This window comes from Butyricimonas sp., from assembly GCF_019423355.1.
In the GTDB taxonomy this organism is placed as follows: domain Bacteria; phylum Bacteroidota; class Bacteroidia; order Bacteroidales; family Marinifilaceae; genus Butyricimonas; species Butyricimonas faecihominis.
Map to the genome: position 1 here is coordinate 16254 of NZ_JAHZBP010000017.1, position 23514 is coordinate 39767.

The 23514-nt window shown below is 44.1% G+C and carries 22 protein-coding genes; 14 read left to right on the top strand and 8 right to left on the bottom strand.

The genetic code is table 11. From position 1 onward, the window contains the following. Positions 1-14: 14 nt before the first annotated feature. The 11 genes from QVC79_RS17335 to QVC79_RS17385 all read left to right on the top strand — a co-directional run bounded on the left by QVC79_RS17335 (position 15) and on the right by QVC79_RS17385 (position 14690). A complete protein-coding gene (locus QVC79_RS17335; RefSeq protein WP_270593920.1) occupies positions 15-2300 on the top strand; it encodes a Gldg family protein in 2286 nt (761 codons plus the stop codon). A gap of 53 nt (positions 2301-2353) precedes the next feature. Continuing rightward, complete coding sequence (locus tag QVC79_RS17340) at positions 2354-3541, top strand: FecR family protein (RefSeq protein ID WP_270593921.1); 1188 nt, start codon at positions 2354-2356, stop codon at positions 3539-3541. A gap of 55 nt (positions 3542-3596) precedes the next feature. Next, entirely contained in the window at positions 3597-3734 is a 138-nt protein-coding gene (locus tag QVC79_RS17345) for a hypothetical protein (RefSeq protein WP_287642526.1), read from the top strand. Then, the gene (locus QVC79_RS17350; protein WP_270593923.1) at positions 3715-7107 is read left to right on the top strand and encodes a SusC/RagA family TonB-linked outer membrane protein; all 3393 of its coding nucleotides are present in this window, start codon (positions 3715-3717) and stop codon (positions 7105-7107) included. Before QVC79_RS17345 ends, QVC79_RS17350 begins: the two co-directional genes overlap by 20 nt. Before the next feature lie 19 nt (positions 7108-7126). Next, positions 7127-8593 carry a RagB/SusD family nutrient uptake outer membrane protein gene (locus QVC79_RS17355; protein WP_270593925.1) on the top strand — a complete coding sequence of 489 codons (1467 nt, stop codon included), beginning with the start codon at positions 7127-7129 and terminating at the stop codon, positions 8591-8593. 29 nt (positions 8594-8622) lie between these two features. Continuing rightward, the gene (locus QVC79_RS17360) at positions 8623-9318 is read left to right on the top strand and encodes a DUF4843 domain-containing protein (RefSeq protein WP_164719738.1); all 696 of its coding nucleotides are present in this window, start codon (positions 8623-8625) and stop codon (positions 9316-9318) included. Between the two features lie 14 nt (positions 9319-9332). Next, positions 9333-11015: a PKD-like family lipoprotein gene (locus QVC79_RS17365; protein ID WP_124317469.1), complete on the top strand. Its 1683-nt coding sequence runs from the start codon at positions 9333-9335 to the stop codon at positions 11013-11015. A gap of 345 nt (positions 11016-11360) precedes the next feature. Beyond that, on the top strand, positions 11361-11918 hold the full coding sequence (locus tag QVC79_RS17370; protein WP_124317245.1) for a sigma-70 family RNA polymerase sigma factor: 558 nt from the start codon (positions 11361-11363) through the stop codon (positions 11916-11918). Positions 11919-12069: 151 nt separating this feature from the next. Continuing rightward, the gene (locus tag QVC79_RS17375; protein WP_158571832.1) at positions 12070-12228 is read left to right on the top strand and encodes a hypothetical protein; all 159 of its coding nucleotides are present in this window, start codon (positions 12070-12072) and stop codon (positions 12226-12228) included. Positions 12229-12385: 157 nt separating this feature from the next. Further along, positions 12386-13660 carry a DNA cytosine methyltransferase gene (locus tag QVC79_RS17380; protein ID WP_124317246.1) on the top strand — a complete coding sequence of 425 codons (1275 nt, stop codon included), beginning with the start codon at positions 12386-12388 and terminating at the stop codon, positions 13658-13660. Further along, on the top strand, positions 13644-14690 hold the full coding sequence (locus QVC79_RS17385; RefSeq protein WP_124317247.1) for a hypothetical protein: 1047 nt from the start codon (positions 13644-13646) through the stop codon (positions 14688-14690). Before QVC79_RS17380 ends, QVC79_RS17385 begins: the two co-directional genes overlap by 17 nt. Before the next feature lie 9 nt (positions 14691-14699). Here the strand turns inward: QVC79_RS17385 and QVC79_RS17390 are convergent, their stop codons facing one another. Continuing rightward, a complete protein-coding gene (locus tag QVC79_RS17390) occupies positions 14700-15182 on the bottom strand; it encodes a GNAT family N-acetyltransferase (RefSeq protein ID WP_270593929.1) in 483 nt (160 codons plus the stop codon). Between the two features lie 9 nt (positions 15183-15191). Beyond that, positions 15192-16811 (bottom strand): hypothetical protein, encoded by a 1620-nt coding sequence (locus QVC79_RS17395; RefSeq protein WP_124317249.1) that lies wholly within the window; start codon positions 16809-16811, stop codon positions 15192-15194. 154 nt (positions 16812-16965) lie between these two features. On the opposite strand from QVC79_RS17395, the gene QVC79_RS17400 reads away from it, so the two are divergent. Continuing rightward, entirely contained in the window at positions 16966-17115 is a 150-nt protein-coding gene (locus QVC79_RS17400; RefSeq protein ID WP_158571833.1) for a hypothetical protein, read from the top strand. A gap of 10 nt (positions 17116-17125) precedes the next feature. Here the strand turns inward: QVC79_RS17400 and QVC79_RS17405 are convergent, their stop codons facing one another. From QVC79_RS17405 to QVC79_RS17420, 4 genes are read right to left on the bottom strand one after another with little or no spacing between them, the layout of a single operon-like run. Further along, positions 17126-17857 (bottom strand): ATP-binding cassette domain-containing protein, encoded by a 732-nt coding sequence (locus tag QVC79_RS17405; protein WP_270593930.1) that lies wholly within the window; start codon positions 17855-17857, stop codon positions 17126-17128. Continuing rightward, positions 17847-18761, bottom strand: coding sequence for a glycine betaine ABC transporter substrate-binding protein (locus tag QVC79_RS17410; protein WP_270593931.1), 915 nt, complete (start codon positions 18759-18761; stop codon positions 17847-17849). Before QVC79_RS17410 ends, QVC79_RS17405 begins: the two co-directional genes overlap by 11 nt. Further along, a complete protein-coding gene (locus QVC79_RS17415) occupies positions 18758-19399 on the bottom strand; it encodes an ABC transporter permease (protein ID WP_124317252.1) in 642 nt (213 codons plus the stop codon). The genes QVC79_RS17410 and QVC79_RS17415 overlap by 4 nt, the downstream gene beginning before the upstream one ends. An 18-nt stretch (positions 19400-19417) precedes the next feature. Then, complete coding sequence (locus QVC79_RS17420) at positions 19418-20548, bottom strand: hypothetical protein (RefSeq protein ID WP_270593933.1); 1131 nt, start codon at positions 20546-20548, stop codon at positions 19418-19420. Positions 20549-20713: 165 nt separating this feature from the next. Here QVC79_RS17420 and QVC79_RS17425 point away from each other — a divergent pair, with 165 nt between their 5' ends. Next, positions 20714-21622, top strand: coding sequence for a DUF5996 family protein (locus QVC79_RS17425; RefSeq protein ID WP_270593935.1), 909 nt, complete (start codon positions 20714-20716; stop codon positions 21620-21622). Here the strand turns inward: QVC79_RS17425 and QVC79_RS17430 are convergent, their stop codons facing one another. Then, the gene (locus QVC79_RS17430; protein ID WP_241241707.1) at positions 21623-21799 is read right to left on the bottom strand and encodes a hypothetical protein; all 177 of its coding nucleotides are present in this window, start codon (positions 21797-21799) and stop codon (positions 21623-21625) included. 372 nt (positions 21800-22171) lie between these two features. On the opposite strand from QVC79_RS17430, the gene QVC79_RS17435 reads away from it, so the two are divergent. Beyond that, the gene (locus QVC79_RS17435) at positions 22172-22474 is read left to right on the top strand and encodes a hypothetical protein (protein ID WP_124317477.1); all 303 of its coding nucleotides are present in this window, start codon (positions 22172-22174) and stop codon (positions 22472-22474) included. A gap of 253 nt (positions 22475-22727) precedes the next feature. Here the strand turns inward: QVC79_RS17435 and lpxA are convergent, their stop codons facing one another. Continuing rightward, positions 22728-23507 carry an acyl-ACP--UDP-N-acetylglucosamine O-acyltransferase gene (lpxA, locus tag QVC79_RS17440; protein ID WP_124317476.1) on the bottom strand — a complete coding sequence of 260 codons (780 nt, stop codon included), beginning with the start codon at positions 23505-23507 and terminating at the stop codon, positions 22728-22730. Positions 23508-23514: the final 7 nt, after the last annotated feature.

Below are 23514 nucleotides of genomic sequence, written 5' to 3' on the forward strand. Positions count from 1 at the left end.
TAAAAGTTTGTTTTATGAATATGATATATAAAATAGCAAAGACCGAGTTACAGATGTTGTTCTATTCGCCTGTGGCTTGGCTGGTTTTGATTATATTTACGTTTCAATCGGGGATGATTTTCTCCGGGATGATTGAAATGATCGAGCGGGAACAGGCTATGGGGTATGACCCGATATTTATCAGTTCTTCGCTTTTCAATCGACTGTTCTATAGCGTGCAAGATTATCTTTTCCTGTATATTCCTTTGCTGACGATGGGATTGGTCAGTCGGGATCTGTCGGGTGGAACGATCAAGTTACTACATTCTTCGCCCATGACGAACACGCAGATTATTTTGGGAAAATTTCTTTCCATGATGATTTTTGCCTTGTTGTTAGTGGGAATATTTGTCGTTTACGTGATTTATTGCCTGTTCGTGGTGGAGAATTTCGATGTGTGCTATATTCTTACGGGGATTCTGGGCATTTATTTGCTGATATGTACGTATGCCTCGATCGGGTTGTTCATGTCGACGATTTCTTCTTACCAGATTATCGCGGCGGTGGGGACCTTTGTACTTTTGACTTTCTTGAATTTCGTGAACGGCATTTGGCAGGATATTGATTTCGTGCGGGATGTTACGTTTTGGTTATCTCTTCGGGGACGAGCGGAGAGTTTCACGGGAGGATTGATTTCCAGCGAGGACGTGATTTATTTTATAATGGTTCCGGGGATGTTCCTTTGGTTCTCGATCATAAAGTTATCGTCCCGGGTAAGTCATAGTTCCAAGGGGCGGAATGCCATGAAGTACGTGGGTGTGTTTTTGGTGGTGGCTGTTGTTGGTTACTTGAGTTCCCGTCCTCATTTGATGGGATATGTTGACACGACTAGGGAAAAGAGCCGAACGTTGACCCCGAATAGTCAGGAGATCGTGAAAAAGTTGGAGGGAGGTCTGACAATTACAACTTATAGTAACTTGCTGGATGATGATTTTATGAAAGCCATCCCCCGCTACCAGAATTACGATAAGAGTAATTTCCGGGAGTATATTCGTTTCAAGCCGGAAATTAAGATGGAATACGTGTATTACTATGATTCGATTCAAAACACGAGGAGAAGGGGATTTTTGGCTGATCTTCCTTTGGAAAAGAGGGCCCGGCAAATTGCTCACTCCCACAAAATCAAGTTTTCGAGGTATTTAAGTCCCGATCAGATTAAACAGGTTATTGATTTGACTCCGGAGGATAATCGTTTTGTCCGTCAGGTAACGAGGGAAAGTGGGGAGAAGATGTTCCTGAGGCAATTTGATGACATGATGCGTGATCCTTCCGAGGGGGAGATTTCGGCAGCCTTTAAACGGATGGTGATGGAGCTGCCCACGGTCGGGTTCCTGACCGGACACGGGGAACGGGATATGAATCTTTATAGGGACCGGGATTATGCCTGTTTCGCACGTGATAAACGGTTTCGGTATGCTTTGTTGAACCAAGGGTTTGAGGTTCAAGAGGTGAACTTGAACGAGGATATTCCGACGTTAGTTAATATTCTGGTGATTGCCGATATGGCAAAATCCTTGACCGGGGAAGAGATGGAACGTTTACAGCGGTATATTGACCGGGGTGGAAATTTGTTTATCGTGGGTGATCCGAATAGCCGGGAGTACATGAACCCGTTGACGCAACTCTTCGGCGTGGAGTTCATGGAAGGGGTACTGGTGAAACCGACGGAGAATTTCCAGCCTGATTTGGTTATGTCCCGGCCGACAGCTGGAGCTTTGGAATTATCGTATTTCTACGAGACAATGGATAGCTGGAAAATGAGTGCTGTTATGCCGGGTGTTGCCGGATTGAAATATGCCGAGGATAAGGGGTTCAAGGTGACCCCGGTGTTGCAAACCGATACTCTTGGAGTGTGGAACGAGTTGGAAACGACGAACTTTATAGATGATACGGTTCGCTTTAATCCCGCAGTTGGGGAGGTAGAACAGTTATACACGACGGCAGTAGCTCTGGTCCGTCCGATGGGAGATCGGGAACAAAAGATCGTGATACTGGGTGATGCGGATTGCATCAGTAACGTGGAACTTTTTAAATCCCGCGAAGAGATTGAATCCGGTAATTTTTACATTATCCTAGGTTCTTTTGCTTGGCTTTCAGACGGGGAGGCTCCCGTGGATGTGCGTCGTCCGAAGTCGATTGATAACCGTTTGTTCTTGGGAAAGATGGGGGTAAAGGTGACGGATATTTTATTCAAATGGTTTATCCCGATTGTTCTGCTGATAGGTGCGATTTTCGTGGCCATCAGGAGAAGAGGAAGATAATTTTCTTGGAAAAAGTAGTACCAATTTGTGTTTCAAGTATTCTTTAAATAGTTATGAGTATAGATAGCATACATATCATATTGGATTTGATTCTGAAATCTTGGGCAGGGACGCTCACGCAACCGGAAGAAGAACGGTTGAACGAGTTGCTGGAGGACCCGGAGTGGGCACGGCTGAAACAGGATTTGGAAGATGATCGTTTTATCATGGGACGTTTTAAAGAATACGAGAAATACGATAAGATTGCCGATTTTTCATGTTTCTTGAAACGAATCCGCAAACATAAGAAACGGAGGGTGTTGACCGCAAGTGTCCGCCGTACGATTTACGTGGCGGCCTCTTTACTTGTTTTTGTCATGGCCGGTGGCGTGTGGTGGTCGGAACGGACAGTGATGATTTCCCCGGAAGAGGGGCGGGAAATCGTGATAGAGACGACGATTGATCGGAATAGTGTACGGTTAATTTTGGGGGATAACCGGATGATTCCGTTGACTCATAAAAACGAGGCTATCGTGTTAGGCATGAGGGGTATATTACATTCTGAGGGCCTGAGAACTTTGAATTACAAGTACGTGAAGAGTGATTCTCTCGAAAACGTGTCCGAGTACCACACGTTGATTGTGCCGAAGGGAGAAAGGCAGAAGGTTATTTTTTCTGATAGTAGCTGGGTGATACTGAACGCGCAGTCAACCATGAAATACCCGGTGGCGTTCCGTGGGGAAGAGAGAAAAGTGTACGTGGAGGGAGAGGCCTATTTTGAGGTGACAAGAGATGAGGAACACCCGTTTATCGTGTCGGTCAAGAATTTTGACGTGCGGGTGCTGGGAACCAGCTTTAACGTGATGAGTTATGATGATGAATTTGCATCGAGTGTTACTTTGTTATCCGGGAAAGTGGAAACGACTTCCGGGCATGATACGGTTCGGTTGTCACCGGGCGAGCAAGTGTCGATAACAAGTGATAACCGGATGACGGTTCAAAAAACAGATATAAATGTCGTAGTGTCATGGATGGATGGAAAATTCGGTTTTAGTAACGAAAGACTGGATGTGATCATGAGGAAGATTTGTCGTTGGTACGATGTGGAAGTACTGTATGCGGTTCCGGGAATCAGAGAACGTCGCTTTACCGGGGCGCCTGCAAATAATATGCCGTTGAAAGAGCTGTTGGAGGCATTAAGTACCACGACAAATCTACAATTCTCTTTACAGGATGGAGTGATAACCATTAAACAAAATTAGAACACGTAAGAAATTAACATTTAAACATGAATTAATAGAATCATAGGTATTCTAAATGGGAGAAGTATACCTACTAACTAATCTACAAACTGTGGTGAAACCCGTGCGGGAGATCGTAATGGGATATGATGTCAAGCAAGGTTTCATCCTTATGAAAATTAAAACTGATCTATATGAAAAAGAAGAAGTCTAATCTATCTGCAAAACGCGGGAGAGTCGGCACGTTGTTGATGCTGGTGATCCTGTTGCAGTCCTTTGGAATCGGAGTCAGTCGGGCGCAGTCGAACGATGAGCCGAGATTGACCGTGGAGTTCAACGAAACTCCCTTTATAGACGTGATCAATTACATTAAGCGTCACACGAAGTTTGATTTCCTTTATAATAACGAGGAGGTGCAGAAGATTCCGGCCGTGACACATTCTTTCAAATCTGTTCCGGCGTCACAGGTGCTTCAAGCCTGTTTAGAGGGAACGGAATATACTTTCCGCTTGTTTCAGAATATGATCGTGATCCAAAAGCGGCAGAAGACATTAGAGCCTGTTAGTGTTCGGGGAAAGGTGTTGGACGAGAAGGGAATGACTTTACCCGGTGCCACGGTAATCGTGAAGGGAACGAGTATCGGGGGAAGCACAAATGATCAGGGAATGTTCGTGTTCAGTTTGCCCAAGATGGATACGATTTATCTGTTGGTGAGTTTCGTGGGAATGGAAACTCAAGAGGTTGCGATCACGAACTTTACGCGGGAAGTAGTGGTACGCATGAAATTTGACACGAAAGAGGTGGAAGAAGTGGTCGTAACCGGTTACGGTAATGTACGGAAAACGAGCTTCACGGGTAATTCGGTGACGGTTTCCCGGGATGAACTGTTGAAAGTTTCCAAAACGAATGTCATGAAGGCTTTGGAGGTGTATGATCCTTCGTTCCGGGTGAAGACCAATAATCAATGGGGGTCCGACCCGAATGCCTTGCCGGAAATGCAGATCCGGGGACAATCGAGTATCGGGGTGAAGGATTTGGACCGCAACACGCTTTCCAAATCTGCCTTGGAGAATAATCCCAACCTACCGATTTTTATCATGGATAATTTCGAGACCACGATACAAAAAGTGTATGACATGGACCCGAACCGTATCGAGAGTATAACGATACTCAAAGATGCGGCGGCGACAGCGTTGTACGGTTCTCGGGCAGCCAATGGCGTGGTGGTCATCACGACGGTAGCCCCCAAATCGGGGGAAGTGCGGGTGACTTACAACATGGTTGGGACAATCTCAATGCCTAACTTGAATGATTATAACCTGATGAATGCCCGTCAGAAACTAGAGGCAGAAGTGGCATCCGGCATGTACGATGGGGAAGGAGAGGATTTTTGGATACAAAAAATGAGAATTGAAGAATACCAAGGGAAACTGAAAAACGTACGGGAAGGAGTAAACACCTATTGGTTGGCGAAACCCTTGCGTACGGAATTTAACCATAAACATAGTTTGTATCTAGAAGGGGGAAACGAGGAATTCCGTTACGGGATTGATTTAGGGTATAATAACGAGAACGGGGTCATGAAAGGATCTTACCGGGATCGTATCGATGCCGGATTCTCGATTTACTACACGACTTCGAAAGTACAGGTGAGTAATTATATCAGTTATGGCGTGACAAAAGAGAAGGAATCACCTTACGGGGAATTTTCGCAATATACCAAGATGTTACCCTACGAGCGCTACAAGGATGACGACGGTAAAATGTTGCGTATTTTACAATGGTCGCGGGTATTGGATTTCGAACCGTACAACCCATTATACGAGGCCGATTTGGGTAATTTTGACAAGGGGCAAACTAACGTGCTGGTCGAAAACTTGAGCGTGAACTGGTTTATCAAGCCTACTTTCTGGGTAAAAGGAGAGTTGGGTATCAGTCATTCAACGGGTAAGCGGGAGGCTTTTATTGATCCTTTATCCGTTAAAAATAACTTGGAATATGGTGATGACCGAACTAATGTGGGGAGTTTAACATTAACGAACACGGAATATACCTCGTGGGAGGGGAAACTGGCTATTTCCTATAATGAATCGATCAATAATCATAACATCAATGTCGGGGGTGGATTGGAAGTAAAAACGACACGCAGGCGCACGAATACCGGAACTTATAAAGGGTTCCAGTCTGCCGAATTTTCTTCACCCGAATTTGCCCGGTCGATGCCTTATAAACCTAGTTTTCAAGAAGTGCAAACTCGTCTATTCGGTATGTTCGCTCGCTTGAACTACTCGTATCAAGACATATACCTTCTGGATGCATCCCTTCGAATTGACGGTTCTTCCGAGTTCGGTTCCGACAAACGTTACGCTCCTTTCTTTTCAGGAGGTTTGGGATTGAATATTCACAAGTACGATTTCATGGAGAAATACGGTTTTATCAATCACCTGAAAGTGCGTGGTTCCTTCGGGCAAACGGGTAAGGTGAATTTCGCCCCATACGCGGCCGTTCCTACTCACGAGATTGATATTGACGAATGGTATATTTCCGGTCCGGCAGCAAGCTTGATGACAACCCGCGGGAATAGGGATCTGAAATGGGAAAAGACCAATAAATTCGATGTCGGTTTCGAGTTGGGTTTATTGAAGAATCTACTTTACCTTGAGTTTTCATGGTACAATGAAATCACGAACGGCCTGATCACCGATGTCACCTTGCCAAGTTCCACGGGATTCAAGACATACAAGAGTAACATGGGAAAAGTCGAGAACAAAGGATTCGAGATTCAATTCCGAAGCGATTTACTCAGCACGGCAGATTGGTACGTGGCAGTCTTTGCCAACTTGGCGCACAACACGAACAAGATAAAGAAAATATCCGATGCCTTGAAGGCTTATAATGATGCGGTGAACGAGTATTACAATCAAGAAATCGAAAGTCTCTGGGACAAGGACAATCCAAACCTGAACCGGGTGATGACGAAATACGAGGAAGGGCAATCCCTTTCCGCAAAGTACGGGTTGAAATCCCTTGGAATAGACCCTGCGAACGGTCAGGAACTCTACGTGTACCGGGATGGAACGGTAAGTTACGACTGGAGCGCGACAGAGATGCGGAATATCGGGGATGAAATGCCTTGGGGTACCGGTTCTTTCGGTGTGAATTTACGGTGGAAGAACATCATGTTCAGTACCAGTTTCCTGTATGAATTCGGTGGCGATTTCTATAATGAGACGTTGATAGACAAGGTGGAAAATGCCAAGATCGAGGAATATAACGTGGATCGTCGTGCCATGAGCCAGCGTTGGAAGAAATTCGGGGATGTGGTCATGTACAAGGATATTAAGGATAATACACAGACTACCGATCCGACTTCCCGTTTTATGCAGAGGAATAACGTGTTGAGTTGGAATTCCATGACGATTGGTTACGAGCTGGACCGGGAGATGTTGAAACGGATCGGGATAGAGAATATCCGGATTGAAGTCGGAACGAACGATCTGTGGCGGCTTTCCACGGTGAAGGCTGAAAGAGGTTTAAGTTACCCGTATGCGAACTCGGTAAATTTTTCCGTGAATGTTAGATTCTAATCGAATTAAAACTATGAACATGAAAACAATAAGATATATCATGGGACTTTTCCTGTTTTTTACCTTAACCTCCTGTAATGATTGGTTCGAGGTAAGCCCGGAAACCCAAGTGAGTAGTGATGACCTTTACGAGAAGGGAAACGGTTTCCGGATGCAGGTGAACGGTTTGTATAAAAGTTTGGGGAGTAGTAGCCTGTATGCCCAAGAATTAACGTGGGGTTTCCTAGATGTTCTGGGGCAGTACTACATCCGGCAGAATTTAGATAACGCTTACCAAGAGGTGAATGATTGCCAGTACGAAAATGCCAATGTCCTACCGATAATCGACGGGATTTGGTCGGGAATGTACAAGGTTATTGCCGATTGTAACAATATTATCGAACACGTGGATAAAGCCTCCAACAGTATTTTCGAGCTTGGTGAACCCGAACGGTTGAAAATACGGGGAGAGGCTCTTGCCGTGCGGGCATTTGTTCATTTCGATTTGCTTCGGCTTTTTGCCCCGGCTCCCGCGGTGAATGAAAATGGCTCGTGGATTCCTTACGTGACCAGCTCGGAGTCCGTGATTAATAATAAATTGACCGTAAAACAAGTATTGGAAAACGTGGAGCGTGATTTACTAGAGGCTCATACGTGTATGGTTCCGTGGGATTCGGCCATCGTTTATAGTGATTATTATGACGAGGAAGTTATCCGGATATGGCATATCATGGAACGTTTTTGGACGGATTGGAATACCGAAAGTGAAATCGCAGAATTCTTCGGTCACCAACGTTCTCGCATGAATATGTCATCCATACGGGGAATATTGGCACGCGTGTATTCCTACATGGGAGAGAAAAAGAAAGCGTACGATGCCATCGAGGAGGCATTCGCAATGGGCGGTAAGTGGGAACCGTGGGGATTTGAGAACATGGACTGGCTTGAGCCGGGGTATGGTCGCCTGTTGAGTGATGTGGTTTTTAATGTTTATAATACTCGTGCGGGAGATATAAATGCCCCGTTTATGACGGCCGAACGGCCGCTTTATATACGTAATGTTTATGATTTATTCCCGGCACAGCATCAGATAGACGGTCGGTTTGAGCGTTTGCTCAGTATGTTGAGCGGAAATTACTTGTCTATCAAGAGTAAAAAAGGGAATAATGATGTTGCATATCTTCCTATTTTACGCAAGAGCGAATTGTATTACATCAAGGGTGAGTACTTGGCATCTATCGGGCAAATAAGCGAGGCCGTGGACTTGCTCAGGGAAATCAGAAGTGCCCGCGGGGATATATCTTTGGATGATCTGAACATGATCTCCACCGAAGCCGGGTACATTCAAGCCATGCTGACCGATGCCCGGAAGGAGTTCATCGGTGAGGGACAATCATTCTACTTGTTCAAACGCTTGAACCTGCCTGTTTTTGACGGGATACAGAATATTGATTTCCGTGACCAGTATGCGCTGCCTGTTCCTAAAAGCGAGGAAGTGGTCTTTTAGAATTTGTAAACCTAAAAAAGTAAATGAAGATGAGATACATAATTATAATTCTCGTGACCATGTGCGTTTTCACGGCTTGTTCCGAGGATAAGTTCACGACTTACGATTCGACGAGGTACCTGTATTTTGCGAAAGGAATAACGGCCGATAGTATCACCGAGTCTTTTTTCTTCTACCCGGACGAGACCACGCATGATATTCGGTTGGAGCTATTGTTTGCCGGGGATCCGGTGACGGAGGCCATGACCTACCGCGTTGACGTGGATGAGAGCCTGACTACCGCCGTGAAAGGAACGGATTTCGATTTCGAATCGGAGAGAACGTGGCCGGTGGGTAAGGAGCGGGACACGCTTGTGTTGAAATTGATCAAAACGCCAAAACTCGATAACCAGATGTTTCGGGTAGTACTAAAAGTCACTCCGACAACTAATTTCGAAGTCGGCCCGACCAAGAATGCCCGTAGCCAGCGGGTGATTTTTACCTCTAAGGCGATTGCCCCGGCGTGGTGGGATGCCCATATCACGCAGTACTACCTTGGTGATTATAGTGATGCAAAGTATGCCGAGTTCATCGAGGCTACCGGCATTAGCGATATGACGAACTTCGGGCCTACCGAATTAAGGTATTACGCCTTGAAATTAAAATACCACTTGCTGGAATTGAAGAATGGCGGGAATCCGGTCATGGATGGTGACGTGGAAATGAGTGTTCCTATTGTTGGATAAATAAAACAAATGTCATGAAGATACATAAATATATATGGTGTGCTATGGTGATGTTTTTCCTTTTCGGTTGTTTTGACGATAAGGGAAATTATGACTATGCGGGGATTCCTGAGGTGAAAGTTCTCGGTTATATCACGAATGAGGAGGAACTTGGGAGTTTCTGGGATTTAACGGTTGGTGACGTGGTGATAGTCGAACCTATTCTTGAGTACACGGGTGATTCCACGGCTCTCGCTCTGAAATTTGAGTGGATTGCCGAGAATGGGACTACTGATGAGGTGAAGACCATCGGGTTTGGGAAACAACTGGTTTGGGAAACGGATATGGGTGGTTTTATAAGAGTTTCCTTGTTTATCACCGACACGTTGACAGGCTATCAGATCATTCACGAGGAGTTAGCGATGTGGCCCACGAACAGTGAATCCACCTCCGAGGCATGGATGGTACTTTCCGAGGTGGATGGGAAAGCTTGTTTCTCTATACTTGAAGATGCAAGTAACTGGGAGGGTACTAATTACGTGTACCGTTTCCGCGAGATGGTGGATTATTATCCGACACAGAACGGAGGACAGGAACTGGGCGGTCATCCGGTCAAGATTATGAATCATTGGCTGGGGGGCGGAAGTTCGTCAGCCCCCGGTATGTTACTCCTTCTTCAAAACGGGGGTATTGGTCCGATCTACATGGGGAATCAGGATTATCGTCGGGCTCTGGACTTGAAGGATGATTTCATTAATGGCGTGTTACCCAACGTGATCTTCAAAGATGCCGTGGCGAACCAAAAGAGTCATATCCTACTCTCGGAGGACGGGGGACTATACATGAAAGCAGTCGAAAATCTGGATGTATGGTTCACGGGTAAATACCTCGATGTCCCTGCCACGATAGAGGGAGGAATGAAAATCGATCGTTTGATACGGATGCCTTACTCCGGAAATACCACGGGAACTTTCGCTCTCGACGTGCTACATCATCGCTTGCTCTTCATCCAAGATCATAACGACTTGGAGTACGAAGGCGTGTGGGGAGATGCGAACGCAATATCCGAGATATTCACGGAGTCTGTTCCCGGTATTACTCTCGCCTTGAATAACCTGAAAGACATTGATGTCCTGTATTGTGGCTCTTACGTGGGACAAGTCATATCGGAATGGGGAATTCCAGATCGGACATCTGATGTGTTTATGCTTTATAAAGACAACCGGGCGGGGAGTGAGACCGTCGGGCAATATTGCATCTATACCTTCCAATTTGCTTACGATTTTGAACTATGGATTAACAAGGCTATCCCCAAAATCGAGAGAGCATTTCCCGCGGCTTTCCAGTATGCGATTCGAGAGGATGGGCAATTCTTTGTTTCACCCGCCGGGCAATATGAATTTCTGTTCTTTAGTTCCGGTGCTTCCCATAGTGAATTGTGGGGATACATATTCCGGGGAACGGGAGGAACAGACCCGATCAAGTTGTTTGACTTCGGAGGTCGGAAAATAGCCCGGATCTCGTCGACAGATGCGGGAAATGGAGGTAGCTCGATGGGAATGGATTTAACTGTGGCGCTTGAAACCGGGGAAATATACATGTTCAACGTGAATAACTCCCACTTTGGCACGGGTATCACTCCGAAGTGGACGTCAACCAAGAATTACGGTAAGATTGTTGATATACGGTATGATGGCCCGGCTAAACATGCGATTTAAAATGATATGGAGTGTCGTGCCGATAGAAGGCCGTTTAACCATCCGGCTATACAGCCGGATGGTTAAATAAATTTATTAAAATCGTTTATATTTTGTGTTTTTAAGTAATACCTATCTCATTTTTAGGTATTTTTATTCTGAATACGTGGCACTAAGTGATAGGATTTATTAGATAAACAAATTGTAACAAACGAAGAACGGGACAAAGGAAAATGTGAATTAAATTCTTCTGACGAGGGGTAGATAATCGGTGATTATTGAATCTTCGCCCCTTGGCTGTTCTTGTGTCTTCAATTGATGTTTTATCTCGATGTAAATGATATTTGACGTCTAATAGAAATAGATATGGTAAACCTTGAATCTATTTTGTCGGGCATTAACGCAAAGAATGAAAGATGCTGGGAGCAACTCTACACGTCTTGCTATGCGGCGATGTGCGTGTACGTGGAGTCGATCGTGAAGGATATGGATTGCTCCAAGGACATCGTGCAGGACTTGCTGGTGAATCTCTGGCACTCGGATATTCGGTTCGCTTCCGGCCGGGAATTGATGGGGTACTTGTATAAATCTTTGTATAATAATTCTTTACTATATATCCGTAACAAGAGAAAAAGAGCGATGATTCTTGATAAAATAGACCAAGAGAAAGAAAACGAGGATTTCTCGAAGGATTTCATGCTGGACACCGTACAGGAAGAGATCGTGCGCTTGCTACATCTTCATATTGGTGATTTACCGCGAGTGAGACGGCAGATCATGAAATTAAGTATTAGTGGTTTCTCCGGGAAGGAAATTGCCGATAAATTGGGCATTAGTGTGAACACGGTGAAGGTTCAAAAGAACAAAAGTATCAAATATTTGCGTGATCGGCTGATTCATTGTCGTCGGGAACTGGACTTGTGAGTGGTGTTTTGGAATATATTTTACATGGTGTTAAATTTATGATTTCATTAAGAAAATGTTTGGTAAATACAAAATAATGTTATATATTTACAGTGAGCAATGATAGGAGCGAGAGTTTGATTTGAGTTAGTAACTTTTAAAATGAAAAGAGATGAAAACTAAATGGAATCAAATGGTAATCGTAGTTCTACTACTGGTCGTCATCACGAGTATTGTTGTTTACACGTGGATAAGTTTTGCGGAGTTAATCAATTTCTTTGATCATGCTGCGAGCGAGGCATTCACGGGAATGAAAGTGGTGGGATTGTAACGGAATTAACGTTGTGAACCCGGGGATGTAAAACTTGGGGGAATTGGTTAAATGGTTGATTAACCGAGGAAGGAATAAATGGCGGATAAATTTTCCGAGCAGTGTCAATAACCCGATAAATATTGTTATTTTTGTAGGTGTAAAAACGTACAAGTAAATGGCATCTAAAACGATTCGGGTATTATCTTTATTTTCAGGTTGTGGTGGAATGGATTTAGGATTGGAAGGAGGATTCTCTATCCATAAGGGATGTATTAACGAGAAAAGTAATCCTGATTTTATTGAAAAGCAGGAGCGAGGTGAATTGGTAAAATTACATTCTACTCGTTTCCAACTTGTTTTCGCCAATGATATTTTGAAAGAGGCCCGGACGGCTTGGACCCATTATTTCGCCAAGTACGGTTACACGCCGGATGTTTACCGGGAGGAAAGTATCGTGGATCTCGTGAAACGGCACAAGGCAGGGGAACTGGTTTTCCCGGAAAAAGTAGACGTGGTTACAGGAGGTTTCCCGTGTCAGGATTTCAGTGTGGCGGGGAAACGTAACGGTTTCAATTCTCATAAAGATCATAAGGGAAAAATTATTGATGGGGAGATTGCCTCGGAAGAAACCCGCGGTAAGTTATATATGTGGATGAAAGAGGTGATTGAAATCACGAAGCCCAAGCTGTTTATTGCGGAGAACGTGAAAGGATTGGTAAATCTTTCCAATGTGAAGGAGATTATTCAACAGGATTTTTCCCGGGCAGATGGAGACGGGTATATCGTGCTGGAACCTCGTGTTCTGCACGCCGCAGATTACGGTGTTCCCCAATCCCGTGAGAGGGTGATTTTTATCGGTATTCGTAAATCTGCGTTAACACCCGCGGCCCGTGAGGCTTTGATGCGTGATGTTATCCCCGATGAATACGTGCCTTATCCGTCACCCAGTCATGCATATCATATTAAGAATAAGGGATTAATGCCCCCCCAGACGGTGGGAGGGATGTTTGCCGGACTGAAGGAACCGGAAGATAGTGATGATCCTGCACAAAAGGTCTATTCCAAAGCCAAGTTTATGGGTACTCATTGTCAAGGTCAGACAGAGGTGGATGTTAACGGGATCGGGCCGACGATTCGGGCAGAACATCATGGTAACATTGAATATCGACGACTGTCAAAAGAACATGGCGGTATCATTGACAAGGAATTGAAAAAGGGATTGAAAGAGCGTCGTTTAACCCCGCGAGAATGTGCGTTGATACAGACTTTCCCTCTTGATTATGAATTTGTGATTCCTCATGAGGAAAACAAACAGAGATATATTCTAAGTCCTTCGGCAGCCTATAAGATTATTGGAAATGCCGTTCCGCCTTTATTGGCTTACCATATAGGAAAACGAATTGAGAATTTGTGGGATCTTTATTTCGAACCTGATGAAGTCATTATTTAGTTTTCATATGCAAGATGATCGTGCTTTCGAAGAGCTATTAGCAAAAGTAATAGACTTCATGAATCGGGAAGCATTGACGTTTCCGAAAATGTATACTGGTTTATTAGGTAGTAAATTAGAAGACAAAGTCGTGGAGGTATTGCAACAATGTGCTGTCGGGACATGTTTTGAAGATCAGATCGTGAAATATTCCGGGCAACGTTTTCCTGATATTGTTATCGGTGGTTATTATGGGGTTGAGGTGAAAACAACGAAAGCTAATCATTGGAAGTCTACGGGAAGTAGTGTTGCTGAGGGGACTCGAGTGGAAGATGTGGAGCGAGTATACCTTTTGTTTGGAAAAATGTGTGAACCGGTTTGTTTTGTTTGCAAGCCTTACGAAGAGTGTTTATCGGAAGTTGTGGTAACTCACTCTCCTCGTTATTTGGTAGATATGAATTTATCAAAAGGAGAAACAATTTTTGACAAGTTGGGAATTCCTTATGATGAATTGCGTTGTCAACCGAATCCAATTCGAACCATTCTTGATTACTATCGTTCCCGGCTTAAAGAAGGTGAAGAATTATGGTGGTTGGATAATGATCATTCTAAGGTATCTAACCTTGTGATTCGTATGTGGAGTTCGCTATCTCCGCAAGAGAAACAGAGATACCAAATTAAAGGATTTATCTTTTTCCCAGAGTTATTAAGTAATCGTTCGGATAAATTCAATCGGATGGCTGTTTGGCTTGCAACTCAAGAAGGAGTTGTTTGTCCGAATCTAAGAGATATTTTCTCGGCAGGAGGGAAGGAGTGTATTACGAAAAACGGAGAGAGTTATTCTGGTGTGTCAAAAGTGATTGGGAAACTTTACAGGGAATTATCTGCAATAAAAGAATTTATTCAGCAGGTTGATGATGCTGAATTGCAGGAGTATTGGAAATGTCAATTCAATATCGGGGAAAAATGGGAAACGTGGTGTCAATTGGCAATCAATAATCTTGAAACAATCAACACAACCGGAATCCCTTTGAAAAAATTAATCTGTTAGTTTCGTTTTCTACAATTTTAACCGGAAAATATCGGATACTTGTTTAAAGCCGTGATGCTCGAAGAATTGATGGGCAGAATGGTTGTTGACGCCCGATTCGAGGTAACAATCCTGTATTCCTTTGTCCCGGAAACTTTCCGTCGCTCTTTGCAGGAGTTCCTGTCCGATACGCTTTCCCCGGTATGCGGGATCGACACTGAGGTCAAAGATAACCCCGTAAGGTCTGGCTCCGTCATTCGTGATACCGAACAAAACGAACCCGATAATTGTTCCGTTTTCCAGATAAAGCAGGAGCGTGTTGTCCGGGTTTTCTACTTGTCGATCGAGATAATTTAGCCACATTTCCTTGTAATTAGGAGCAAGCTCGTTACTATCGAGAGCGATTCCCATTTGTAGTTCCCCGTGGGAAATGTAGGCTTTGTGTGATTCGATAATGCGAGAGAAAAATTCGCAAAGTTGCGTCCTGTAATCGATAGAATATGTCTGTATCATGTACGTGAATTAAATTTGATGTGATTTCATTTTACTATGCTTTTTCCGGAGATAATGAATAATTACCCGGATCATGATTTTCATGCTGAAATATATACCAATAGAAGTGATAACAACCAGAACGACAGCCGTGAATACCCCAAATTCCTTGGAAATCATCGAGAACACGGGAGCCTCACCGTTACCTTCCAATAATACCCCGAAAAGGGAGGCTATGGAAATGAAAAGAAGAATATTCTTCGTGCTGTTAGCCTCTTTCAGATCGGCTATATTGTTGGCATTTGTTAGGGATTTATCCACTCTTTCCGTGATGTCCTTTAATTGCTGCTCGTCAGCGTCAATTCGTAGTCTTCGGCTTGTCTCGTGATACATATGCTTGTGAGACATATAGCGCAGGTAGCGTACCGAATCGAGTTGCAGTATTACATCGGATAAGCTGATACTTAGGCGGGCATTTTGCTCGATCATGTCTAGAATCTTGTCATTGATGATTGTGAATCCCTGTTGGCCGTCCTTTGATTCCGGGTGACTGTTATCCTTGATCGCTTGTCGGGAATTGAAGATATATTTATTCAGCACGTAGTTGATCGTGTGTTTTTTAGCCAACAGGATTTCGACTAGCACAAGATATTCCGGCCAACTGACGTGATAACGGTCTCGTCGGGCCAAGTGTTTTTTCCAGTCGGTGGGAGCTTCTTTCCCACGGTTTCCGTACGTACCGATAACGAGACTCATGTTTTCATTTGCCAGCACAAGATCATCGGTGTCAATGGCGATGTTTTTCCCACAAATATCTTCAAAACTGGAATCCATGCGGTAGGGCCACTCTTCGGGGTAAAGACTCATGAGGCCCACGAGTTCCGCCTTGTGACATTGTTCGATATGTTCGATAACTTGGTCTTCCCGCATCTGGTCAAAACGGATTCGTCCCTCGTGACCGATACTTTCCCAAATATCCAGAAAGATATAATTATGCCATCCGTATTCGAACTCTTGGGATTCTTTACTTTTTCTTGAATCGTTTTGTCTTTGCCTGTCAAAAAAATAGCGGTAGCGTTTTTGTACTTCATCGAAAGTAACGCCTTTCGTTTTCACGGTTGTCGTGTGGACGTGTGATTCTTCGTCGATGTGCAGGTCACTGATTGAAACGACTTTCAGGGAACCGTCGATTTCTTGGCCTTTCTTCTTGTTGTTGTAAACCCAATGTTCCACATGTTGCACGATCCCCGCTACGGCAATCAGTTGATCTGTGTTGAATGGAACATCTGTTTGGCAAAATTTGGTCCCGTTAATTCTTCCCGTCGGGCTCACGATAATCCGGTAGGAGATTTCAACTGTCTTGTTGAAAAATACGGCAGCCCGCACGTGTACGTGTCCCCACAGCCTAGCGGGAGTGTTCCCGTCAATGTCAATACATATATCGAACCCTTTCAAGCGATAACGGTTGATGACTTTATCCGAATGGGTAAACAACTGGTTGTCAAAATGCCCGTCATCATCCTTCTTGATGAAGAAATTCGTTTCGGGGTTCAAGGGAATTTCAATTCCGGCAGAAGTAAAGGTCTGTATCAGAATGACGGAAAATTCATTGTAGATAAGACCGGATTCACACTGGTTGTAATTTCTCATAGTACGCACGTTTCGTGCAAATATAAGCAAATTTTATAAATAAAACGGAGAAAGTATTTTTTCATAAAAGCTGATTTATTAGGAGATATTAAAAATATTCATTAGCTTTCCTAACTCGATAGAAATAAGTGTTTAATCAATAATAATAAAAAGTATGATGCTAGGAGGAGTGGTTGGAATTTTGTATGTGGTGTTAAAACTAATACTGTTTGTCGGTTTGGTTATTTTACTTTGGAATGTTTATGTCGCATTGCGGATATACATCAAAAAGAATAGTGATGTGAAATGGAAAGAAAAAGACTGACTTGTAAATGTCAGCCTTCTATTAATTCTTTCACGAAAGGTGTTGCCGGGGTATTCCTGATATGATCCGGGGTGTCCAGTTGCTCAACAAGCCCTTTGTTCATGACCATAACTCGGGTACCCAGTTTTAGAGCTTCTTTTATATCGTGGGTGATAAACACGATAGTCACTCCTAACTGCTCGTGAATGCGAATAATTTCACTCTGTAACATTTTACGTGTAATCTCATCAACCGCCCCGAACGGTTCGTCCATGAGCAGGATATCCGGGTTTGCGGCAAGGGCTCGGGCGATACCAACTCGTTGGCGTTGACCACCGGACAGTTCTGCCGGGTAACGGTCGAGCATATCTCTGTCAAGACCGACCACATCAATCAATCGTTCCACCGCTTTGCGGGTACGTTCTTTATCCCTGTGATTCAGTAGGCTGGGGACGTAAGCGATGTTTTTACGAATGGTCATGTGGGGAAACAACCCGATACCTTGAATGACGTACCCGATGTTACGACGTAAAAGTGTTTGGTTCTCTTTCGAAATATCTTTCCCATCGACATAAATGATCCCGAAAGTGGGAGAGATCAGCCCGTTAATTAACTTTAGTACGGTTGTCTTCCCAGAACCGGAACTTCCAATAATGGTTAGGAACTCGCCTTTCCGGATCTCCAAGTTGAAGTCCTTTAATATTTCCCGGTTCCCGTATGATTTATTGACGTGTTCAAAACGAATAGCAACATTATTTTCCATAACTCAATTGTGGATTAAGTAAACCTTTTTTCTTTAAAAACTCCACGGCAACTTCCCGTTCCGTGCGATGTTCCACGTCGACTTTGTAATTCATGTCGGCCATTTCCTGATCAGTCAGTATACCGTTCATCTTTTCCAGTATCCTTTCCAGTTCCGGGTGTTCCTTCAATGTTTCCTCTCGTACGATTGTCGCGCAATAGTAGGAAGGGAAGAAGTGCTTGTCATCTTTTAGAACCGTGAGATTCGCGTGGCTTAACTGCCCATCCGTCGTGAAAATGTTGATTACATCAATCTTGCCGGATTTCATGGCCTCGTACTTCAATCCAATGTCCATATCCAAGTTTTTCTTGAATTTGAGGTTATAGTAGGCGCAGAGATCCGCATACCCGTCATTAATTTCGTAAAAGTCATATTCCGCCCCGAAAGTGAATAAAGCGGGATAAAGGGCCAGATCGGAAAATGTTTTTAAGTTATATTTTTTTGCCATTTCATTACTTACAGCCAAGCTATAAGCATTGTTAAAGCCGTAGGGGGCAACCCATTTCAGCCCGTATTCCCGGGAATATTCTTTTTGTAACTCGGAGAACAATTGGTCGGGTGGGAGTAGCGTGTCTTTTTTCAAGATCACCAACCAGCCTGTACCCGTGTATTCCGGGTAAAGGTCGAAATCTCCCTTGACCATGGCCGGATGAATGTTGCTCGTGCCACCACCCACGCCTTTCGTGATTTTCACGTGCAAATCGGAGTTTTCTTCAATGAGCAGGGCAAGCATCTCTCCGAGAATGAATTGTTCGCTCATCGGTTTGGTGGCAATATGGATCGTGTCCTTTTTCGACTCGCATCCCGAAAGGAGTACGAGGCCAATGAATAGTGCAAGTAGTCCGTTTTTCATGTTTTTTTTCATAGTAATTTACGTTTTCTTTTAATATGCTTTTCGTAGCGTCCCACACCCCAATCTGCCAGCAAGGCTAGCAGGGCTATTAATAAACTCCCGGCAATCGTCATGGCCGAATTATTGGTTGTGATTCCCCGGTAGATGGCTACTCCTAATCCCCCGGCACCGATAAATGCGGCGATACCCGTGAGGGCGATGGTCATCACGACCATGTTACGTATTCCCGACAGGATAACAGGAAATGCCAGTGGAATCTGTATTTTATAGAGTATCTGGAAGGTCGTGCTGCCCATTCCCCGTGCCGCCTCGATAATCTCCTTGTCGATGCCGATAATTCCCGTGTAGGTATTATGGACCATCGGAAGCAGGGCGTAAATGCTCAAGGCGATGATGGCCGTGGTGTTACCGATTCCGGAAAAAGGAATCAAAAAACCGAACAGGGCAATTGACGGGATGGTGTAAATAAAGTTCGTGAGGCCCAACACGGTGGATGAACTTTTCCGGTACATACTAATCATGATTCCTAGTCCCAATCCAACCATCGTGGCGATCACGATGGACATCAGTGATATTTGCAGGTGCTCCCACGTGAGGTCTAGGAAAAAGTGCCAACGTTCCACGTATAGAGTGTAAATCTCTTTTATCATTTGCATTGCGTTTAAAAGTTAAAAATAATAACCCACGTTCACGTTAAAACGGGCGTGCCAAGAATCACTTTCGCCACCGGCACCGAAACCATTGAAATTAGGTCCCAGCCACCCGTGATTTTTACCTAGAGCATAATCCACGTAAATACACACGGGGCCACCGTCCAGCATACATCCCGTGACGTTTTGGAAACTATCTTTGTAATCGTTGTTCTGTTTGTCGAGCCAACCGAAGTCGTTGTACACTTGTATTTTCTTTAGAAATTTCCTGTTTACCGGGATCGTGTACCCGGCTCCCAACATATACACGTTTGCCTTGGCGGCTACCAGATAGGGGGCCCCGTAAGCCGTCATCGAGATCAGCTCATCGTCATCTCCCTCGCCATTTTTAGGGTTCATGGCATAAGTTGTCAATTGTGCTTTCAGGCTGACTCTTTTTGTGGTTAGTTCATAATGTAGGGCGAAAGCGTAATGTGTACCGTTCTTGCGGGTGTCGAGGTTGTAAAGTTGTCCGAACTCTGCCGATCCGCCTAATCGTTGCCGGGTAGATTCCCCGAATTTATAAAAGGCTTGTCCGTTGATTTGATTGATCTCTTTGTTCCGTCCGGCCACGTCGTAACCGTATCGATCATCGGAAGTCTCGTTATCTGACCCGAAAAGTAGTTCATCTGCATTCTTGAAAAAAGCGAAAGTAAAATCCCACGTGTCACCTTGATATAAATACTTGATTCCCATGTCTGAATCGTCTTCTAGTCCGATGTAATAAGCGATTTGCAGGAAGAAATTGTGCGAGGCGATAGGTTGAATACCGAAAGGCACTCCCGTTAGTCCCAGTTGCATTTGACTTTTGTCGTTGAACTGGTAGCCGATCCACCCGTATTTCAGCATGGGACCACCGAAATCTTTGCTGTAAAAGCGGTAGTCTGCGCTTAGAATGATATTTCGGTAGGAGCCTGACAATTTGAAGTATAACACGTCGAAACCAAAATCTCCACCCCGGTCACGATGTCCGGGTTTCCAATCGCAGAAATTGTAATTAAAACGGAGCGCTCCCCCGAGTTTGAACTTCGGTAACACCCGTTCTTGTGCCTGACTTATCACCACCAGTAACGTTAGGCATATTCCTAGAAACAGTCTTTTATATTTCATACCCATTTTTATCTTTCAAGGTATAACGGGAATGTTAAAAAATAGTTTCCTTAAATTTATCGTTTGTTAGTAAAATCAACTTTAAAGTAACCAGACGGTGGAAAAGTAGAACCTTTTTAACTTCTTGGCGTTAAAGAAAAAAGAAACGAAATAAAAAATAATAAGATGAACAAGAAATTTTTAAATTATACGGATTGGCAAGGAACTGCCGACACGCTGCACATGTATCTTCAGATGTTGGGAAAAGTGAAATTGATGCGTTGTCATCAACGTCCCGAGTGGGCACACGTGCGTCTTTACTTGACGGTGGAAGGGGTATCCACGGGGATTATACCCGGTGATGATTCTCCTTTCGAGATTCAGGCAAACTTCATGAAACATCTGGTCGTTTTCCGTAACGGGAACGGGAAAGTGGTTACGTTTACTTTACAGGACGGGCTTTCCGTGATGGAATTCTACAAACAGTTCATGAAGGGACTGGAAGAGATCGGTTCCCCGACAGCGATCAATGTCCGTGCTCAGGAGTTCTACGATCCGATTGATTTTGACAAGGACACCAAACATCATCATTACGATAAGGAGGCCGTGCAACTTTGGCATCAAAATCATCTTTTTGCGTACGAGGCATTACGGGGTTTCCTTTCCGGTTTCCGGGGAAAAGTGGATGGGCCGGCTTACTATTTCGGTACGATGGACCTCACGGGAATCGTGTATAGCGGAGAGTCGGCTCCGTTTGGCATGAATAAGCCGATTTCTGACCATGCTTTCGATGAACGTTATTTCGAGTGCGGTTTCTGGCCGGGCGACGTGAATTATCCTCGTCCTGCTTTCTACGGGTTGCCTTATCCTTTCATAAGTGATATAAAAGGTAATGATCATTTGATTCGTCCCGCGATGGCAATATTCAAGCCCGAGAAGAAAGAGTTTTTCCTAACGCTGGAAGATGCTTTGGCTTATGATGATCCGTTTGATGCCGTCCATCAATTCCTGCAATCCAGTTTTGATATTATGCAGAAAGTACGTCCGTGGCAGCATCTGAACTGGATTACGACGCCGTTAACTTATTCAAAATAGTTATATCTTGGGGTGAAGAGGGTGAAGTTTTTCCCTCTTCTGTTGCTTGCAATATATGCAACCCTCGTAATGTACCGTTTGTAACTTTCCACAACCGGGACATTGGAATTTCTCCTGTTGTTGCTGTAAAAAAGCGTTTTCCCCGTACTCTTTGATAAATTCTAAATTCTCGATCATGCTCATGTTGTAATGAGTACGGTAGCGCTCGTCTAGTTGACGGAGGCGCCGACAAGGATATTGGGAACACTCAAAACAATATAACTTTCTCTTGTCACATCTTGTGATAACGCAGTTGGTACTTCTTCTTCTACATCCCGGGCAATTCTTTTTCTTGTTTTGGAACGAGTGGCATAATTCGCAGTTCATCCCACATGGTGCTAGCGTGGTTATCATGTTTATTTGCTCTTGCATATTGTTGTTATCTCTTCATGCGAATATATGAATAAAAATAGAATAAATGGATTTTAATAATAGAACAATATTTGTAAAACGACTTGATTTTTATAATTATTTTTCATATATTTATAGTACGATATTACTAACTAAATTATGAACGTCATGGGAGGCGAAGGACACGTATTTGATATGATTCGACGCACGAAACAGAATCGAAAAATGCTTCAGGAGCGTCGTGACCGGATGAAAGATCTCGTTGAGAAAATGAACGAGAAACCTTTAACGGGGTATCCGAACAAGTTGGCGGAAGGGGAAATGGAACAAATCGAAAGAGACATAAAATCGAGAGAACATGACGAAAAGGTGTATTACACCCGTTTCATGTTTGCTTTTCTGGGAATTTTGCTATTAGTTATGCTCGTGGCATGGGGAATGTGGAGAATGCTGGGAGCGTGAAAGTATTGGACGAGATACACTATAAAGCTTGTTACACTTGTGATTCGCTGGTAAGTGTTCGATAACTATTCGATAAGTGTTCGATAAGTATTCGACACGTGTCGTCAATTTATTCCTGATTTATCCTTGATATTTACTCATGCTATCGACGAGAGAGTGCTGGGACACCGATGGCATAAGGGGTAAATGAATTCAGGGCTGCTCAATGTGAATTGGCAGCCCCGAATCGTTATTTGCTAGAAAAGTGTTAGTGTCACATGGTTGTACCGATTAATCCTTTCGTGGATTGTTCTATGAAATCAAGGATACATTGAATTTCCGGTCCGATAGTAATGGTCTCCTTGATTCTCAGTAGGGCGTTTTCAACGCTTGTCCCACATTGATACACTTGACGGTAGGCTTTGGCTATATCGTCAATGATTTCTTCCGTGAGTTTTTGCTCTTTACGCAGAATGTAAGCGTTGATTCCGTAATAGGCAATTGGGTTATGGGCAGCGACAATGTAAGGGGGAACGTCCTTGTTGGCCCGGCACCCGTCTTTTACTAGGGCCCAAGTGCCGATGCGACACCCGTGTTTCACGATCACTCCACTACCCAGTATCACGTTGTCATCGACAATGCAATTCCCCGCTGTCTTGGCTGCATTTCCCAGCACGCAGTTGTTGCCGAGATGGGTGTCGTGTGCCAGATGCACGCTTTCCAGCAGGAAGTTCCCATTGCCGACAATCGTGCAATCTGTTGTGTTAGTTCCCCGATTGATGATCACCTTCTCCCGGATCGTGTTGTTATTCCCGATTTTTAAAAGGGTATCTTCTCCCTTAAACTTGAAATCTTGCGGAGTAGCCCCGATAATGGCTCCCTGATAGACCGTGTTGTTTGTACCCATGCGTGTACCGCTCAGAATGCTGGCATACGGCATGATCGTGCAGTTATCCCCGATCTCGACGTTCTTGTCGATATAGGCGAAAGGATGGATAGTTACATCCTTTCCTATTTTTGCATCGGGATTAACGTAAGCTAGTGGACTTATCATGATAATT

What these genes read in the sequence shown, in the direction of transcription:
- QVC79_RS17335 (WP_270593920.1), top strand. Translation starts at nt 15, where the DNA reads ATGAATATGATATATAAAATAGCAAAGACCGAGTTACAGATGTTGTTC.
- QVC79_RS17340 (WP_270593921.1), top strand. Translation starts at nt 2,354, where the DNA reads ATGAGTATAGATAGCATACATATCATATTGGATTTGATTCTGAAATCT.
- QVC79_RS17345 (WP_287642526.1), top strand. Translation starts at nt 3,597, where the DNA reads ATGGGAGAAGTATACCTACTAACTAATCTACAAACTGTGGTGAAACCC.
- QVC79_RS17350 (WP_270593923.1), top strand. Translation starts at nt 3,715, where the DNA reads ATGAAAAAGAAGAAGTCTAATCTATCTGCAAAACGCGGGAGAGTCGGC.
- QVC79_RS17355 (WP_270593925.1), top strand. Translation starts at nt 7,127, where the DNA reads ATGAAAACAATAAGATATATCATGGGACTTTTCCTGTTTTTTACCTTA.
- QVC79_RS17360 (WP_164719738.1), top strand. Translation starts at nt 8,623, where the DNA reads ATGAGATACATAATTATAATTCTCGTGACCATGTGCGTTTTCACGGCT.
- QVC79_RS17365 (WP_124317469.1), top strand. Translation starts at nt 9,333, where the DNA reads ATGAAGATACATAAATATATATGGTGTGCTATGGTGATGTTTTTCCTT.
- QVC79_RS17370 (WP_124317245.1), top strand. Translation starts at nt 11,361, where the DNA reads ATGGTAAACCTTGAATCTATTTTGTCGGGCATTAACGCAAAGAATGAA.
- QVC79_RS17375 (WP_158571832.1), top strand. Translation starts at nt 12,070, where the DNA reads ATGAAAACTAAATGGAATCAAATGGTAATCGTAGTTCTACTACTGGTC.
- QVC79_RS17380 (WP_124317246.1), top strand. Translation starts at nt 12,386, where the DNA reads ATGGCATCTAAAACGATTCGGGTATTATCTTTATTTTCAGGTTGTGGT.
- QVC79_RS17385 (WP_124317247.1), top strand. Translation starts at nt 13,644, where the DNA reads ATGAAGTCATTATTTAGTTTTCATATGCAAGATGATCGTGCTTTCGAA.
- QVC79_RS17390 (WP_270593929.1), bottom strand. Translation starts at nt 15,182, where the DNA reads ATGATACAGACATATTCTATCGATTACAGGACGCAACTTTGCGAATTT.
- QVC79_RS17395 (WP_124317249.1), bottom strand. Translation starts at nt 16,811, where the DNA reads ATGAGAAATTACAACCAGTGTGAATCCGGTCTTATCTACAATGAATTT.
- QVC79_RS17400 (WP_158571833.1), top strand. Translation starts at nt 16,966, where the DNA reads ATGATGCTAGGAGGAGTGGTTGGAATTTTGTATGTGGTGTTAAAACTA.
- QVC79_RS17405 (WP_270593930.1), bottom strand. Translation starts at nt 17,857, where the DNA reads ATGGAAAATAATGTTGCTATTCGTTTTGAACACGTCAATAAATCATAC.
- QVC79_RS17410 (WP_270593931.1), bottom strand. Translation starts at nt 18,761, where the DNA reads ATGAAAAAAAACATGAAAAACGGACTACTTGCACTATTCATTGGCCTC.
- QVC79_RS17415 (WP_124317252.1), bottom strand. Translation starts at nt 19,399, where the DNA reads ATGATAAAAGAGATTTACACTCTATACGTGGAACGTTGGCACTTTTTC.
- QVC79_RS17420 (WP_270593933.1), bottom strand. Translation starts at nt 20,548, where the DNA reads ATGAAATATAAAAGACTGTTTCTAGGAATATGCCTAACGTTACTGGTG.
- QVC79_RS17425 (WP_270593935.1), top strand. Translation starts at nt 20,714, where the DNA reads ATGAACAAGAAATTTTTAAATTATACGGATTGGCAAGGAACTGCCGAC.
- QVC79_RS17430 (WP_241241707.1), bottom strand. Translation starts at nt 21,799, where the DNA reads ATGATCGAGAATTTAGAATTTATCAAAGAGTACGGGGAAAACGCTTTT.
- QVC79_RS17435 (WP_124317477.1), top strand. Translation starts at nt 22,172, where the DNA reads ATGAACGTCATGGGAGGCGAAGGACACGTATTTGATATGATTCGACGC.
- lpxA (WP_124317476.1), bottom strand. Translation starts at nt 23,507, where the DNA reads ATGATAAGTCCACTAGCTTACGTTAATCCCGATGCAAAAATAGGAAAG.